The sequence below is a fragment of the Nocardioides sp. P4_G10 genome (assembly GCF_056401175.1).
On record NZ_JBFUJV010000028.1, the window covers coordinates 1 to 14,619 of the forward strand.

General features: G+C 72.0%; 15 protein-coding genes and 1 pseudogene. 4 read left to right on the top strand and 12 right to left on the bottom strand.

Annotated features, from left to right (window positions below; all coding sequences use genetic code 11):
* The 4 genes and pseudogenes from AC1DP1_RS20915 to AC1DP1_RS20930 form a co-directional block, all read right to left on the bottom strand.
* A pseudogene (locus AC1DP1_RS20915) lies at positions 1-225 on the bottom strand (Mur ligase); the annotation flags it as partial.
* Between the two features lie 19 nt (positions 226-244).
* Positions 245-1,015, bottom strand: coding sequence for an enoyl-ACP reductase FabI (fabI, locus tag AC1DP1_RS20920; protein WP_477508479.1), 771 nt, complete (start codon positions 1,013-1,015; stop codon positions 245-247).
* A gap of 45 nt (positions 1,016-1,060) precedes the next feature.
* On the bottom strand, positions 1,061-1,789 hold the full coding sequence (gene fabG / locus AC1DP1_RS20925) for a 3-oxoacyl-[acyl-carrier-protein] reductase (protein WP_300048491.1): 729 nt from the start codon (positions 1,787-1,789) through the stop codon (positions 1,061-1,063).
* 169 nt (positions 1,790-1,958) lie between these two features.
* Positions 1,959-2,171 (bottom strand): dodecin, encoded by a 213-nt coding sequence (locus AC1DP1_RS20930; protein ID WP_191197183.1) that lies wholly within the window; start codon positions 2,169-2,171, stop codon positions 1,959-1,961.
* Between the two features lie 76 nt (positions 2,172-2,247).
* On the opposite strand from AC1DP1_RS20930, the gene AC1DP1_RS20935 reads away from it, so the two are divergent.
* Together AC1DP1_RS20935 and AC1DP1_RS20940 are read left to right on the top strand one after the other, a co-directional pair.
* Positions 2,248-2,538: a DUF3099 domain-containing protein gene (locus AC1DP1_RS20935; RefSeq protein WP_477508480.1), complete on the top strand. Its 291-nt coding sequence runs from the start codon at positions 2,248-2,250 to the stop codon at positions 2,536-2,538.
* A gap of 196 nt (positions 2,539-2,734) precedes the next feature.
* Positions 2,735-2,938: an acetone carboxylase gene (locus AC1DP1_RS20940; protein WP_477508481.1), complete on the top strand. Its 204-nt coding sequence runs from the start codon at positions 2,735-2,737 to the stop codon at positions 2,936-2,938.
* Positions 2,939-2,945: 7 nt separating this feature from the next.
* On the opposite strand, the gene moaA is transcribed toward AC1DP1_RS20940, so the two are convergent.
* The gene (moaA, locus tag AC1DP1_RS20945) at positions 2,946-3,932 is read right to left on the bottom strand and encodes a GTP 3',8-cyclase MoaA (protein ID WP_477508514.1); all 987 of its coding nucleotides are present in this window, start codon (positions 3,930-3,932) and stop codon (positions 2,946-2,948) included.
* Between the two features lie 73 nt (positions 3,933-4,005).
* Between moaA and AC1DP1_RS20950 the strand changes: the two genes are divergently transcribed.
* A complete protein-coding gene (locus tag AC1DP1_RS20950) occupies positions 4,006-4,914 on the top strand; it encodes an SURF1 family cytochrome oxidase biogenesis protein (protein WP_477508482.1) in 909 nt (302 codons plus the stop codon).
* Here AC1DP1_RS20950 and AC1DP1_RS20955 read toward each other — a convergent pair.
* The 4 genes from AC1DP1_RS20955 to AC1DP1_RS20970 form a co-directional block, all read right to left on the bottom strand.
* Positions 4,858-5,628 (bottom strand): SDR family oxidoreductase, encoded by a 771-nt coding sequence (locus AC1DP1_RS20955; protein ID WP_477508483.1) that lies wholly within the window; start codon positions 5,626-5,628, stop codon positions 4,858-4,860. The two genes, AC1DP1_RS20950 and AC1DP1_RS20955, sit on opposite strands and share 57 nt — an antisense overlap.
* Positions 5,629-5,753: 125 nt before the next feature.
* Entirely contained in the window at positions 5,754-7,643 is a 1,890-nt protein-coding gene (locus tag AC1DP1_RS20960) for an ABC transporter ATP-binding protein (RefSeq protein ID WP_477508484.1), read from the bottom strand.
* Between the two features lie 92 nt (positions 7,644-7,735).
* Positions 7,736-8,521, bottom strand: coding sequence for an enoyl-CoA hydratase/isomerase family protein (locus tag AC1DP1_RS20965; RefSeq protein WP_477508485.1), 786 nt, complete (start codon positions 8,519-8,521; stop codon positions 7,736-7,738).
* A 30-nt stretch (positions 8,522-8,551) separates the two neighbouring features.
* Positions 8,552-10,150: an ABC-F family ATP-binding cassette domain-containing protein gene (locus AC1DP1_RS20970; protein ID WP_477508486.1), complete on the bottom strand. Its 1,599-nt coding sequence runs from the start codon at positions 10,148-10,150 to the stop codon at positions 8,552-8,554.
* A 110-nt stretch (positions 10,151-10,260) separates the two neighbouring features.
* Between AC1DP1_RS20970 and ypfJ the strand changes: the two genes are divergently transcribed.
* The gene (ypfJ, locus tag AC1DP1_RS20975; protein WP_477508487.1) at positions 10,261-11,202 is read left to right on the top strand and encodes a KPN_02809 family neutral zinc metallopeptidase; all 942 of its coding nucleotides are present in this window, start codon (positions 10,261-10,263) and stop codon (positions 11,200-11,202) included.
* 21 nt (positions 11,203-11,223) lie between these two features.
* Here ypfJ and AC1DP1_RS20980 read toward each other — a convergent pair whose 3' ends face one another.
* The 3 genes from AC1DP1_RS20980 to AC1DP1_RS20990 are packed head-to-tail and all read right to left on the bottom strand — an operon-like array spanning position 11,224 to position 14,595.
* Positions 11,224-12,132: a phosphotransferase gene (locus AC1DP1_RS20980; RefSeq protein WP_477508488.1), complete on the bottom strand. Its 909-nt coding sequence runs from the start codon at positions 12,130-12,132 to the stop codon at positions 11,224-11,226.
* Between the two features lie 10 nt (positions 12,133-12,142).
* Entirely contained in the window at positions 12,143-13,708 is a 1,566-nt protein-coding gene (locus AC1DP1_RS20985) for an ABC transporter permease (RefSeq protein WP_477508489.1), read from the bottom strand.
* Positions 13,705-14,595 (bottom strand): ABC transporter ATP-binding protein, encoded by an 891-nt coding sequence (locus AC1DP1_RS20990; RefSeq protein ID WP_477508490.1) that lies wholly within the window; start codon positions 14,593-14,595, stop codon positions 13,705-13,707. Before AC1DP1_RS20990 ends, AC1DP1_RS20985 begins: the two co-directional genes overlap by 4 nt.
* Between the last annotated feature and the right edge of the window lie 24 nt (positions 14,596-14,619).

Below are 14,619 nucleotides of genomic sequence, written 5' to 3' on the forward strand. Positions count from 1 at the left end.
GGCGCGGACCAGCCGCTCGACCGCCCGCAGGGCGAACCGTTGCCGGAAGCCCGAGCCGGGCGCGCCCGGTCTGGTCGTGCGCAGGCCGATGCGGCGGGCGAACCGCAGCACGGCCTCCTCGCCGGCCTCGGTGATCGTCGAGACGTCGAGCGTCAGCTTCACCGCGGCGCGCGGGAAGTAGAGGTTGGGGCCTTCGAGGACGCGCAGCTCGACGAGAGAGGTCACGCGGGGAAACTATCGGACCTCAGAGACCCATCGCGTGGAAGCCACCGTCGACGTGCACGATCTCGCCGGTGGTCGCCGGGAAGAAGTCGCTGAGCAGCGCCACGACGGCCTGCGCGGTCGGCGTGTGGTCGGACTCGTTCCACCCGAGGGGCGCGCGGTCCTTCCACGCCGACTCGAGGTCCTCGAACCCCGGGATCGCCTTGGCGGCGAGGGTCTTCAGGGGACCGGCCGAGACCAGGTTGCAGCGGATGCCGTCGGGACCGAGGTCGCGGGCGAGATAGCGGGAGGTGTTCTCCAGCGCCGCCTTCGCGACGCCCATCCAGTCGTACGCCGGCCACGCGATGGTGGCGTCGAAGGTCAGCCCGACGATCGACGAGCCCGGCGAGAGCAGCGGCTTGGTGGCAACGGCCAGCGACTTGAGGGAGTACGCCGACACCTGCACGGCCTGCGCGACGTCGTCCCACGGACCGCTCATGAACTTGCCGCCGAGCAGCGTCTCCGGGTTGCCGTACGCGATGGAGTGGACGACGCCGTCCAGGCCGTCGACGTGCTCCCGGACCTGGTCGGCGAGACCCGCGAGGTGGTCCTCGTCGGTCACGTCGAGCTCGAGCACGGGCGCCTCCTTCGGCAGCCGCTTCGCGATGCGCCTGGTGATGCCGAGCGCGCGGCCGAAGTTGGAGATCAGCACCGTGGCGCCCTGCTCCTGCGCGACCTTGGCGGTCGCGAAGCCGATGGAGCTGTCCATCGTGACGCCGGCGACGAGGATGCGCTTGCCGTCGAGGATTCCCATGTCGTTGGACCTTTCGTCAGTGCTCGTGTCTCGCGGGAGGAAGGATCAGTGGCCCATGCCGAGGCCGCCGTCGACCGGGATCACGGCGCCGGTGACGTAGGACGCGCCGTCGGAGGCGAGCCAGGTGACCGCCGAGGCCACCTCGGCTGTCGAGGCGTAGCGGCCCAGCGGGACCTGTGTCTTGATGGCGCTCTTCTGCTCGTCGGTGAGCACGTCGGTCATGTCGGTCTCCACGAAGCCCGGCGCGACGACGTTGGTGGTGATCGACCGGCTGCCGAGCTCGCGGGCCAGCGAGCGCGCCAGGCCGACGAGCCCGGACTTGGAGGCGGCGTAGTTGACCTGGCCGGCCGAGCCGAGCAGCCCGACGACCGAGGAGATGAGGATGATCCGGCCGCGCCGCAGGCGCAGCATGCCCTTGGCGGCGCGCTTGGTCAGCCGGAACGTTCCGGTGAGATTGGTGTCGATGACCGAGGACCAGTCGTCCTCGCTCATCCGGAGCAGCAGGGTGTCCTTGGTGATCCCGGCGTTGGCGACGAGCACCTCGACCGGGCCGTGCGCCTCCTCGACCTGCTTGAAGGCTGCCTCGACCTGGTCGGCGTCGGTGATGTCGCAGCGCACGTCGAGCGCGCCCTCGGGGGCGCCGCCGTTGCGGGTGGTGACCGCGACCTTGTCGCCCTGGGCGATGAACGCCTCGGCGATCGCGCGGCCGATGCCGCGGTTGCCACCGGTCACCAGGACCGATCGAGGCTCGGTCGGGGTGCTGGATCCAGGAATCTCGCTCACGCTCCCCGACGCTAGTGATTACCGGGGGGTATCCGGAATCACGCCGCGACACCCGAGCGAAGCGAGGGTGTCGAGCACGGCGGGAGATCGAGGAGTGCTCGGCCCAGATCCGAGCGGAGCGAGGGGCTGGGCGACGCGTCTCGAGATCCGCGGCGAACGGTCACTCGTCCTCGAGGCGGAAGCCGACCTTCATGCCGACCTGGAAGTGCTCGACGACCCCGTCCTTGGCCTGGCCGCGGACCTGGGTGACCTCGAACCAGTCGATGTGGCGCAGGGTCTGGCCGGCGCGCTCGATGCCGTTGCGGATCGCCTGGTCGATGCCGTCGGGCGAGGTGCCGACGATCTCCGTGACGCGATAGGTGCGGTTGGTCATGATGCCTCCTGGTCGACGGCTGCGCGGACCGTCACCGGCCCGTGGTTCTGCGAGCCTAGCGGCGTAGACTTCGAGCATGGCCAAGTCCGATGCCGTGCGCATCACCACGGCTCGCAACAGCGCCGCAGAAGACATGCGGTCGCGCCAGCGCCGCTACGCCATCTCGATGACGATCAGGCTGGTGTGCTTCGTGGGCGCGGTCGCGGTCGGTCCGGGCGTCCTGCGGTGGATCCTGGTCGCCGCCGCCGTCTTCCTTCCGCTCTTCGCGGTGGTCATGGCGAATGCCAACGATCAGCGGGACGACGGATTCAGCCTGCCGACCAACGCCGGTGCCCACGAACTGACGGCACACGACGGTGAAGACTGAGGAAAAACGACACGACACCGGGGTGTCGAAAGTTTGGTTTTCACCCAGTCCCATGGAATGATCCTTCACGCGAGCGCAGCATCCCCCGTCTGCGTCAGCATCGAGGTGCCGGACAGCTTCCCCCCGTGGCTGTCCGGCACTTCTCATGCGTACGGCCGCCCCCGCGCGGCGCGGAGGCCCCTGCGGAAGGACGCCGATGGAGCTCGACCGTGACATCTGCTCGGCCAAGGGCTGCCAGGCCGAGGCCGTGTGGGACCTCCGGTGGAACAACCCGAAGATCCACACCCCCGAGCGCCGGAAGTCCTGGCTCGCCTGCGACGAGCACCGGGCCTCGCTCTCGGACTTCCTCGGTGCCCGCGGGTTCCTGAAGGACGTCGTCCCGCACGCTCCCGCGGACTGACGTAGGCCTAGCCGCCGATGGCGGACATCGGGCGGTCGGGTTGGAGGAAGGTCTCGTCGTCGATGCCGTGGCCGGCGCGCTTGCCGAGCATGGCGATGACCCACCGCTCGGCGATCTCCTCGTCCTCCGCGCCGGAGCGCAGCGCCGTGCGGAGGTCGGACTCCTCGCGGGCGAACAGGCAGTTGCGGACCTGGCCGTCGGCGGTGAGCCGGACGCGGTCGCAGTCGCCGCAGAACGGGCGGGTGACCGAGGCGATGATGCCGACCGTCGCCGGCCCGCCGTCGACGTCGAAGAGCTCGGCCGGCGCGCTGCCGCGGGGCTCGCCGTGGGGCGTGAGGGTGAACTCGGCAGTGAGCTGTGCGTAGATCTCGTCGGCGGTCACCATCTCGGTGCGGCTCCAGTCGTGCTGGGCATCGAGGGGCATCTGCTCGATGAAGCGCAGCTCGTAGTGGTGCTCGACAGCCCAGTGCAGCAGCTCGGCGGCCTGGTCGTCGTTGGTGCCGCGCAGCAGCACCGCGTTGAGCTTGATCGGACCGAGCCCCGCCGCCTTGGCGGCCTCGAGCCCGGCGACCACGTCCTTGAGGCGGTCTCGGCGCGTGATGGTCGCGAAGGTCTCCGGTCGCACCGAGTCGATGCTGGCGTTGATCCGGTCGAGGCCGGCGTCGGCGAGGGCCTGCGCGGTCCGCGAGAGCCCGAGGGCGTTGGTGGTGAGCGACGTCTCGACACCGAGTGCGTGCGTGCGTCCCACGATGTCCACCAGCCCGCGGCGCAGGAGCGGCTCGCCACCGGTGAACCGCACCTCCCGGACGCCGAGCCGCTCCACGCCGATCGTGATCAGCCGCACGACCTCGTCATCGGTCAGCGTCTGGTCGGTGGGCAGCCAGTCGAGGCCCTCGGCCGGCATGCAGTAGTTGCATCGCAGGTTGCACCGGTCGGTCAGCGAGACCCGCAGGTCCGTGGCCACGCGGCCGAAGCGGTCCGCCAGGGGTGTCATCACGATCACAAGTCTACCGACGGGGGCCGCACCGCCCGCCGGATGCTCAGGACCGGGCGGATAACCTCGCCGGGTGCACAAGCTGCGGTTCCTGGTCTCACGCCGCTGGATCGCCTTCGCGCTCGTGGTCGTCTTCCTGGCGTGGGTCGCGTGGCGGCTCGGTGAGTGGCAGTTCCACCGGCTCGCCGACCGGCAGGAACGCAACGAGATCATCCAGCGCAACGAGAAGGCCGGCGCCGACCCCGTCGCCGACGTGCTGGCCCCCGGCCGGGCGGTCGCCGCGGCCGACGAGTGGCGCATCGTCGAGGCCACGGGGACGTACGCCGTCGAGGACACCGTGGTCGTCCGCTACCGCACCCGCGACGGTGCCGCCGGCGTCGACGTGGTGGTCCCCCTCGAGCTCGACGACGGCACGAGCCTGCTGGTCGACCGTGGCTGGTTCGCCACCGACAACCGTGGAGCGACGACCGCCGACGTGCCCGCACCGCCGGACGGGGAGGTCGACGTCACCGGCTGGGTACGCCGTGACGCCGAGGGCGACAGCACCGACGTCACCGACCAGTCCACCCGTGCGGTCGACAGCGCGCGCATCGGCGAGGCGCTGGACCGCGAGGTGCTCGGCGGCTGGGTCGACCTGCGCTCGGAGTCGCCCGAGCCCGCGACGCCGCTGCAACCGGTCGAGCTTCCCGAGCTCGACAACGGGCCGCACTTCTTCTACGGGCTCCAGTGGTGGTTCTTCGGCGCCCTGGCGATCTTCGGCTTCTTCTACCTGATCTACGACGAGTGGCGCGGCGGCCGGGGCCCGTGGGGCAACCAGGACGCCCCGGCACCCGAGCCGACGCGCACCGGCAAGGCAGAGCCGGCACGGCCGCGACGTCGTACGTGGCGCGAGCGGCTGGACTCAGGGTCGGAATCGGGCAGCGACTCAGAGGGCGCGGAGGAGTCCGCCGTCGACCGGGAGCATCACGCCCGTCAGGAATGACGCCGCCGGCGACAGCACGAAGGCGGCGACCGCGCCGAACTCCTGCGGCTTGCCGTAGCGACGCAGCGGGATCGACGCCTCCGCGGCCCGGCGCGCCGCCTCCGGGTCGCCGGTCGAGTCGTCCAGCTCCGCGACCCGTTCGGTGGCGATCCGGCCGGGCAGGAGCCCGTTGACCCGCACGCCCCGCGGGCCCAGCTCGTCGGCCAGGGTCTTGGCAACCATCGCGAGACCGGGACGCAGGCCGTTGGAGATCGCCATCTCCGGCAGCGGCGCGCGCACGCTCGAGGACAGCACGAGGCCCAGGGATCCCCCCTCGCGCAGCGCGGTGCCGAGCTCGCGTGCGAGGCGTACGGCGCCGAGGAAGACGGACTCGAAGGCCGCACTCCACTGGTCGTCGGAGATCCCCGTCACCGGTCCCTTCGGCGGCCCGCCGACGCTGATCAGGGCGCCGTCGACGCGGCCGAACGCCTCCTCCGCCGCAGTGAGCAGCCGCCCCGGGGTCTCGCGATCTGCGTTGTCCGCCACCACGCCGACCGCCGCCCGGCGCCCGGCGACCTCGTCGAGCGCCGCACTGGCCTCGTCGAGCGACTCCTGCGAGCGCCCGGACAGCACGACCCGGGCCCCCTCGGCCACCAGCACGTCGGCGGTCGCCCGACCGAGCCCGCGGGCCCCGCCGGTGACGATGAAGACTCGATCGGTCAGCTGCAGGTCCATCTCAGGAGCCTAGCTGCGAGCGACGGAGGAGCTCGCGGCGTGGCGAGGGAGGTCGAGTAGCCCCGCGACCGAGCCTGCGAGGTCGCGAGAGGGCGTATCGAGACCCACGACCACAGCCCGTGAGGTCAGCCGGGGACGACCTCGGACCGCTCCGCACGGAACTGGGTCGCGTGGAGCGTGGCGTAGAGCCCGCCGGCGGCGAGCAGCTCGGCGTGGGTGCCCTGCTGCACGACGCGGCCGTCGTCGAGGACGAGGATGAGGTCGGCGTTGCGGACGGTGGAGAGCCGGTGCGCGATCACCAGCGACGTACGTCCCTCGAGCGCGGCGTCGAGCGCCTGCTGGACCGCGGCCTCGGACTCGCTGTCGAGGTGGGCGGTGGCCTCGTCGAGCACGACGATGGCCGGCGCCTTGAGCAGGAGGCGGGCGATCGCGAGCCGCTGCCGCTCTCCCCCGCTGAGCCGGTAGCCCCGGTCGCCCACGACCGTGTCGAGGCCGTCGGGCAGCGACCGCACCAGCGCCGCGATCTGCGCGGCCTCGAGGGCGGCCCAGACGTCGGCCTCGGACGCCGTGGGACGGGCGTAGAGCAGGTTGGCGCGGATCGTGTCGTGGAACATGTGCGCGTCCTGGGTGACGTAGCCGACGACGTCCTCCAGCGACTGGAGGGTGACGTCGCGGACGTCGTGGCCGCCGACCCGCACCGCGCCGGACTCGACGTCGTAGAGGCGGGCGACGAGGTGCGTGACCGTGGTCTTGCCGGCTCCCGACGGGCCGACGAGCGCGACCATCTGGCCGGGCGCGGCGGTGAAGGTGACCTCGTGCAGCACCTGCCCGGTGTCACGCGACTCGGTGCGGGCCACGGTCTCGAGCGAGGCGAGGGAGATCTCGTCGGCGCGCGGGTAGGTGAACGCGACGTGGTCGAACTCGAGGCGGGAGGCCGACGGCGCCAGGACGACGGCGTCGGGCTTCTCCTCGATGAGGGACGGCAGGTCGAGGACCTCGAAGACCCGGTCGAAGCTGACGAGCGCGGTCATCACGTCGATGCGGACGTTGGAGAGGCCCTGCAGCGGGCCGAGCAGCCGGGTCAGCAGGACGCCGAGGGCGACGATGGTGCCGACGGACAGGTCCCCGCGGATGGCCAGCCAGCCGCCGATGCCGTAGACGAGCGCGGTCGCGAGCGACGGCACGAGCGTCATCGCGGCGAAGAAGATGCGGGTGAGCAGGGAGATCCGGATGCCGAGGTCGCGCACGACAGCGGCCTTCTCGGCGTAGGCGACATCCTCGGCCTCGCGTCGCCCGAAGAGCTTGAGGAGCATCGCGCCGCCGACGTTGAACCGCTCGGTCATGGCGTTGCCGAGGTCTGCGTTGCCGTCCATCTGCTGGCGCGACAGGCTCGCCAGGCGGTCGCCCACGATGCGTGAGGCGAGCAGCAGGATCGGGAAGAGCGCGACGCACAGCAGCGTGACCGGCCAGCTGAGGAAGAGCATCGTCACGCCCACGACGACCGCGGCGATGATGTTGGAGACGGTGCCCTGCAGCGTGGAGGTGAACGCCCGCTGCGCGCCGATGACGTCGTTGTTGAGGCGGCTGACGAGCGCGCCGGTCTGGGTGCGGGTGAAGAAGGCGAGCGACTGCCGCTGCACGTGGGCGAAGACGCGGGTGCGGAGGTCGTAGATCAGACCCTCACCGATGCGGCTCGACAGCCAGCCGGTGATCAGCCCGAAGCCGGCGTCGACGACCGCCACCACCGCCACCAGCACGGCGAGCCAGATGACCAGCGCCGTGTCACCCGTGCTCACGGCGTCGTCGATGATCGCCTTAAGGAGCAGGGGCGGCACCACGACGAGCGCCGCGTCGACCACCGTCACCGCCAGGAACGCCTCGATCAGCCGACGGTGCGGGCGCGCGAAACCGAGCACCCGGCGCAGCGTGCGCCGCTCGATCTTGTTGTCGACGACGCTCCGGTCACTGCGCAGGTGTCGCCACGGCGGGCCACCTGCGCCCGGTCCCATCGACATGCCCACTCCTCCTGAGGTCCACCACCGTGAACTACCGGCGGGTCCTCATTGTTCCTCGCGGCCCCGACACCCGCGTCGGCGCCGTCGAGCGATCAGCCCGCGAAGGCGGCGGCGAGCGCGCGGAACCGGCGTACCTGCGCCTCCCGCTCCAGGCGCCGCTGCTCGTCGAGGTCGCGGTCGCCTGCGCCCTGAAGGAGCGTCTTGGTCTCGGTGACGACACCCGGCATCGGCGCGATCAGCGCGGCGGCCAGGTCGGCGACGGCGGCGTCGAGCCCGGCCGCCGACACGCAGGTCGTGGCGAGACCAATCCGCGCGGCCTCCTCCCCGGGCACCACGCGCGCAGTGGCGCAGATCTCCAGCGCCCGGGCGTAGCCGACGTGCTCGACCAGCGGCTTGGTGCCGGTGAGGTCGGGCACCAGGCCGAGGGCCGACTCCTTCATGGAGAACTTTGCGTCGTCGGCGACCACGCGGAGGTCGCACGACAGGGCCAGCTGGAAGCCGGCACCGATCGCGTGGCCGCGCACCTTGGCGATGGAGACGAAGCGCGGGTCGCGCAGCCACGTGAAGCCGCGCTGGAACTCCTCGATCCGGGCCGAGGCGTCCTCGTCGCTCAGCGCCAGCAGCCCGAGCACCGTGCCCTCGCCCGCGTTGGCCGGGTCGAGCATCGCGCGGTCGAGGCCGGCCGAGAAGGTGTCGCCCTCCCCCGTCACCACCACGATGCGCACGTCGTCGGGCAGCGAGGCGCCGAGCTCGCCGAGCGCCAGCCACATCGCCGGGGTCTGCGCGTTGCGCACCTCGGGACGGTCCAGGGTGATCGTGGCGACGGCGCCGTCCACGTCGAGGCGGAGGCCGACCGCGTCGAGCTCTTCGGGAGTCATGCCGAGCAGGTTACTACTCGTGAGTAACCCTCAGGCGAGGGACACCAGGTCGGCGTAGTCGTCGTTCCACAGGTCCTCGTCACCGTCGGGCAGCAGCAGCACCCGGTCGGGGTCGAGGGCCCGCACCGCGCCCTCGTCGTGGGTGACGAGGATGATCGCGCCGGTGTAGCTGCGGATCGCGTGGAGCACCTCCTCGCGGGAGGCAGGGTCGAGGTTGTTGGTGGGCTCGTCGAGCAGCAGCACGTTGGCGCTCGAGACGACGAGGATCGCGAGGGCGAGCCGGGTCTTCTCGCCACCGGACAGCACGCCGGCCGGCTTGTGGGCGTCGTCGCCGGAGAACAGGAACGACCCGAGCACCGAGCGCGCCTGGGTGTCGGTGAGCTCGGGCGCCGCGGAGTGCATGTTCTCCAGCACGGTCCGGTTGACGTCGAGCGTCTCGTGCTCCTGGGCGTAGTAGCCCATCTTGAGGCCGTAGCCCGGCACGACCTCGCCGGTGTCGGGCTGGTCGACGCCGGCGAGGATCCGCAGCATCGTCGTCTTGCCGGCGCCGTTGAGGCCGAGGATGACCACGCGGCTCCCCCGGTCGATCGCGAGGTCGACGGCGGTGAAGACCTCGAGCGAGCCGTACGACTTGGACAGCTCGGAGCCCATGAGCGGCGTCTTGCCGCAGGGCGCGGGCTCGGGGAACGCGATCTGGGCGACCTTGTCGGCCGCGCGCTCGCCCTCGATGCCGGCCATCATCTTCTCGGCGCGCTTGAGCATCGACTGCGCGGCCTGTGCCTTGGTCGCCTTGGCGCGCATCTTGTTGGCCTGGTCGGTGAGCACCTTGGCCTTGTTCTCGGCGTTCATCCGCTCGCGCTTGCGGCGCTTCTCGTCGTCCTCGCGCTGGGTCAGGTAGTTGTGCCAGCCCATGTTGTAGACGTCGATGACGGCGCGGTTGGCGTCGAGGTGGAAGACCTTGTTGACCGTCGCCTCGAGCAGCGCGTTGTCGTGGCTGATGACCACGAAGCCGCCGCGGTGCGCCTTGAGGAAGTCGCGCAGCCACACGATCGAGTCGGCGTCGAGGTGGTTGGTGGGCTCGTCCAGCAGCATGATCTCCGCGCCCGAGAACAGGATGCGGGCGAGCTCGACGCGGCGTCGCTGGCCACCGGACAGGGTGCCGATCGGCTGGGCGAGGATGCGCTCCTCGATCCCGAGGGCGGCAGCCATCTGCGCGGCCTCGGACTCGGCGGCGTACCCGCCACCGGCGTGGAGCTCGGCGTCGGCGCGCGTCCACCGCTTCATGCCGCGCTCGTGGATCTTCGGGTCCTCGTCGGCCATCTCGACCTCCGCCTCACGCAGGCGGCGTACGACGTCGTCGAGGCCGCGCGCCGACAGGATCCGGTCGCGGGCGATGACCTCGGGATCGCCCACCCGGGGGTCCTGCGGCAGGTAGCCGACCTCGCCGCTACGGAGGACCTGGCCGTCGGCCGGGGTCCCCTCGCCGGCGAGGATGCGGGTGAGGGTCGTCTTGCCGGCACCGTTGCGCCCCACGAGGCCGACCTTGTCGCCTGCGGCGATGCGGAAGGTGACGTCCTCCATGAGGAGCCGCGCGCCGGCTCTGACCTCGAGCTTCTGGGCGGTGATCATCTCGGGCGACATCCTACGAAGGGGTGGAGGCGGGAGCCCCATCGGCGACGCAGGGGTTACTGTGCGCCAAGGCTCCACGACGTCGTCACAACCCCCCGAAAGGCACTCCCATGCGGTTCAACCCGAAGGCCGACATCAGCAAGGGTCGTGTGCGCGACGCGGGCGGCGGCGGCGGGGGCGGCATGGGCGGCGGTGGGATGCGGATCCCCATGCCCGGCGGCACGCGGGCCGGCGGCGGCATCGGCGGCATCCTGATCATCATCCTGTTCGTCGTGCTCACGCAGTGCACCGGCCTCGGGTCGTCGGGCGGTGGCGGCACCAGCACGCAGGGCCAGGCACAGGGCCAGCCGGACGGCATCGACACCGGGGACGAGCGCTACGCCAACTGCACGTCGGGCGCCGACGCCAACACCGACGCCGACTGCGCCCGCAAGGCCGTGGCGCTGTCGCTCGAGCAGTACTGGGCGAAGGCGCTGCCCGAGCAGGCCGGCACCGAGTTCACCCCGGCCAACATCGAGACCTTCGCCGGCGCCGTGCAGACGGGATGCGGCCAGGCGTCGTCCCAGGTGGGCCCGTTCTACTGCCCGCCCGACCAGCAGATCTACCTCGACACGACCTTCTTCGCCGACGTCCTCGAGGGACAGCTCGGCGGCCAGGGCGGCGACTTCGTCGAGCCCTACGTCCTCGGCCACGAGTACGGCCACCACATCCAGAACCTGATGGGCACGATGGGCCAGGTCCGGACCCAGAAGGGCGCCGACTCCGACGCCGTGCGCCTCGAGCTGCAGGCCGACTGCTACGCCGGCATGTGGACCCGCGACGCCAGCGACGGCGACGGCATCCTGACCGACCTCGACGAGGGTGACATCACCGAGGCGCTGGACTCGGCGAAGGCCGTCGGCGACGACCGGATCCAGCAGAAGTCCGGCCAGGGCGTCGACCCCGAGGGCTGGACCCACGGCTCGTCGGAGCAGCGGATGGCGTGGTTCACCCGCGGCTACCAGGAGGGCACCCTCCAGGCGTGCGACACCTTCTCGGCCTCCTCGCTCTGACGTGTCGCTCTGACGTGTCGGTCAGCGGTCGCTGAGGAGCGCCTCGATCTGACCGACCTGGCGCTGCATGGAGCGGATGTACGGCGCCACGCTCGGGTGGCGGAACTTGCCGGCCAGCGCGCCCTCGCCGTCCGCGACCCGGGCCAGCGCCCAGTCGAGCCGGGTCAGCGCGGTGTAGACGGCCATCACGCGCGCACCGGTCACCACGTCCTCGGGGCTCGCGAGCCCGACGGGCAGCGCGGCGACGTACGCCTCCACCAGGGGCTCGACGTCCTCGCGGGTCGCCAGTGACAGGTAGCCGAGGTCGGCGCCGACCGGTCCCCGCCCGAGGTGGGCCCAGTCGATCGCGACGGCGCCGTGCTCGTGCCGACCCGGGATGTTGGCGGCCGACGGGTCACCGTGCTGGGCCACCTGTGGGAGGGCGTCACAGAGGTCCAGCCACGCCTCGCGGCGCGTCCACAGGTGGTCGGCGATGTCGGCCATGGGCGTGCGGGCGAGGGTGCGCCAGCCACCGCGCCGCTCGACGAGGCGGAGCCGGCTGCGCAGCTGGTCGCGCGCCAGCCACGGGTGCTCCCCGAGGTCGACCGCGGCGAAGCGTCCGAGGCAGGCGGCGAGCCACAGCCCCGGCGGGTCGTCGTTCTCGACCCGTTCGTGGACCAGGGTGATGCCCTCGTCGTCCTCGTCGACGCGCACGACGGGCGCCTCCCGCAGGCCGGGCGCGCCGGAGACCACCCCGCTGAGCGCGACGTCGGCAGCACGGCGCCAGTAGTTGACGTCCCCCGGGACGAGCACGCCGGGCGCGTCCTGCGGCTCGGGGCGGCGCAACCGTTTGACGACGACGTCGTGGCCGTGGTGGGTGGCCGACCAGACGCCGACGGTGGCCGGACCTGCGCCCGGGAGGCGCTGCCATCCCGGCTCCGGCTGCCACATGGACGTGACGCTAGCCGATGTCCCGTACGCGGTAGCGCCACCAGGCGAGCGACACGAGGGCAGCTGCCAGCACGGTCAGCAGCAGCTCGGGACGCCAGTCGAAGGCCTCGGACGGGTATTTGGGCACGTGGTGGAACGGCGAGAGGCCGAGGACCCAGCCCGGGAGCTCGAGTCCGGCGCCGACCTGCCCGAGGGTGACGAACGCAGCGAGCACCGCCCAGCCGGCGACGGCCCAGCGGCTGCGCACCGACAGCAGCAGCAGCGCGACACCGAGCACGACCCACACCGCCGGCGCCTGGGCCAGCGCGGCCCCGACCGCTCCCAGCCCGCGCCCCCAGCCGATGGCCGTCGCGGCGCCGGAGACCAGCAGGAGCCAGGTGCTGCCGAGGATCGCGGCCGACGACACCGCCACGAGCAGCCCGGCGCGGGAGGTGGCCGTGGCGAGCACGGTCTCGGTGCGGCCGTCGTGCTCGTCGCCGGCGGCGCGCGTCACGGCGGAGATGCCGAAGCACGTGATCACGACGGCGATCACCGACGCCAGCGCGAAGACCAGCGCGTCCTGGAGTCCACCCACCCCGCCCATCGCCTCGATGATCGGCCGCGTGGTCTCGGTGTCGAGCAGGTCGCCGATGTTGGGCACGATCGACCCCATCAGGACGCCGATCACGCCGATGCCGACGGTCCAGCCGGCCAGCGCGGTGCCCTGCTGGCGCCAGACGAGGGTGAGGGCGTCACGCAGCCGTGGGGCTCCCTCTGCCGGACCGGCGCGGTCCGGCAGCAGGCCGGCCCCGAGGTCGCGTCGTCGCCGCAACGCGACGCCGGCCGCGGTCAGCGCGCCTGCGAGCAGCGGGTAGGCCACCAGCAGCCAGGCGCGCGGCTCGGACCAGGCGCTGAGCTGCGTGCCCCAGCCGAACGGCGTCAGCCACGACAGCCACCCGGCGGACGTGTCGCCGATCGCCCGCAGGAGGTAGAGGACGCCGATCGCGCCGGAAGCCACGAAGCCGACCGTGCGCGCGCTGCTCGACAGCTGGGCCGCCACGACGGTGATCCCCGCGCCGACCAGGCCGATGCCGGTCCACGACGCCGCGAAGAGCACCGAGCCGGTGACGGGCAGCCCGGACGCGATGTTGCCCACGGCCACCAGCACGCCCAGCACGACCGAGGCGAGCACGGCCTCCGCGAGTGCGGCCGCGAGCGGGGCGTCGGCGCCCACCGCGGTCGCGCCGACCAGCTCGGCGCGCCCGGTCTCCTCCTCGACGCGCGTGTGGCGGCGTACGAGGACCACGGACATGAAGGCGACGAACACGGCGTAGAGCACGGTCATCTTGGTCATCGACAGCTCGCCGAGGCTGGAGGTGTCGAGGATCGGCCCGTAGAGGGCGACGATCGCGGGGCTGGCGTTGAGCGCCTCGGCCGCGGCCACCCGCTCCGCCGTCGTGGCGTAGAGGGGACCCGTGGCCGCCGCACTGGCCACCACGGTCGCGGTGAGCAGCAGCACCCACGCCGGCATCAGGATGCGGTCACGGCGCAGCGCGAACCTCAGGAGCAGCCCGGTGCCGCGCAGCCGGTTGCTCACGGCGAGCTCCGGTAGGCGTCGAGGAACAGCTCCTCGAGGGTGGGCGGTGAGCTGGTCAGCGAGACGACCCCGGCGTGGTGGAGGGCGTCAAGGAGCGGCGGCAGTCCGGAGGGGTCGACCGAGGCGGAGACGACGCGCCCGTCGACCGTGACGTCGTGCACGCCGTCCAGCCCCGCGAGGTCGGGGACCGGACCCGAGACCTCGGCCCGGACCCGGTTGCGCCGGAGGTGGCGCAGCTCCTCGAGCGACCCCGACTCGACCGTCCGGCCGCTGCGGATGATCGTCACGCGGTCCGCCAGCCGCTCGACCTCGCTGAGGATGTGGCTCGAGAGCAGGACGGTCGTGCCCGCGGCCTTGTGCTCGGCGAGGCACTCGTTGAAGACCTGCTCCATCAGCGGGTCCAGCCCGGAGGTGGGCTCGTCGAGGATCAGCAGGTCGATGGGGGCGGCGAACGCGGTGACGAGGGCGACCTTCTGCCGGTTGCCCTTGGAGTAGGCACGCCCCTTCTTCGTGGGGTCCAGCTCGAACCGCTCCAGCAGGTCGTCGCGACGCGTCGAGCGCGGGTCGAGGTCACGCATCCGCAGGAGCAGGTCGATGGTCTCGCCGCCGGACAGGTTGGGCCAGACGCTGACGTCACCGGGCACGTAGGCCAGGCGTCGGTGGATGTCGGTGGCGTCGCGCCACGGGTCCCGCCCGAACACCGACGCGGTGCCGCCGTTGCTGCGCAGCAGCCCGAGCAGCACCCGGATGGTGGTGGACTTTCCCGCTCCGTTGGGTCCGAGGAAGCCGTGCACCTCGCCCGGCGTGACGTCGAGGTCGAGGCCGTCGAGGGCACGAGCACTGCCGAAGGTCTTGACGAGGCCGCGGACCTCGATGGTGCTGCTCACGACCTCAACCTACGGCGTCAGCGC

Excerpts from the sequence above, each read along its gene's own strand:
- AC1DP1_RS20930 (WP_191197183.1), bottom strand. The coding sequence starts at position 2,171 with ATGACCAACCGCACCTATCGCGTCACGGAGATCGTCGGCACCTCGCCC.
- AC1DP1_RS20980 (WP_477508488.1), bottom strand. The coding sequence starts at position 12,132 with ATGTGGCAGCCGGAGCCGGGATGGCAGCGCCTCCCGGGCGCAGGTCCG.
- fabI (WP_477508479.1), bottom strand. The coding sequence starts at position 1,015 with ATGGGAATCCTCGACGGCAAGCGCATCCTCGTCGCCGGCGTCACGATG.
- AC1DP1_RS20960 (WP_477508484.1), bottom strand. The coding sequence starts at position 7,643 with ATGTCGATGGGACCGGGCGCAGGTGGCCCGCCGTGGCGACACCTGCGC.
- AC1DP1_RS20965 (WP_477508485.1), bottom strand. The coding sequence starts at position 8,521 with ATGACTCCCGAAGAGCTCGACGCGGTCGGCCTCCGCCTCGACGTGGAC.
- AC1DP1_RS20935 (WP_477508480.1), top strand. The coding sequence starts at position 2,248 with ATGGCCAAGTCCGATGCCGTGCGCATCACCACGGCTCGCAACAGCGCC.
- moaA (WP_477508514.1), bottom strand. The coding sequence starts at position 3,932 with ATGACACCCCTGGCGGACCGCTTCGGCCGCGTGGCCACGGACCTGCGG.
- ypfJ (WP_477508487.1), top strand. The coding sequence starts at position 10,261 with ATGCGGTTCAACCCGAAGGCCGACATCAGCAAGGGTCGTGTGCGCGAC.
- AC1DP1_RS20955 (WP_477508483.1), bottom strand. The coding sequence starts at position 5,628 with ATGGACCTGCAGCTGACCGATCGAGTCTTCATCGTCACCGGCGGGGCC.
- AC1DP1_RS20940 (WP_477508481.1), top strand. The coding sequence starts at position 2,735 with ATGGAGCTCGACCGTGACATCTGCTCGGCCAAGGGCTGCCAGGCCGAG.
- AC1DP1_RS20970 (WP_477508486.1), bottom strand. The coding sequence starts at position 10,150 with ATGATCACCGCCCAGAAGCTCGAGGTCAGAGCCGGCGCGCGGCTCCTC.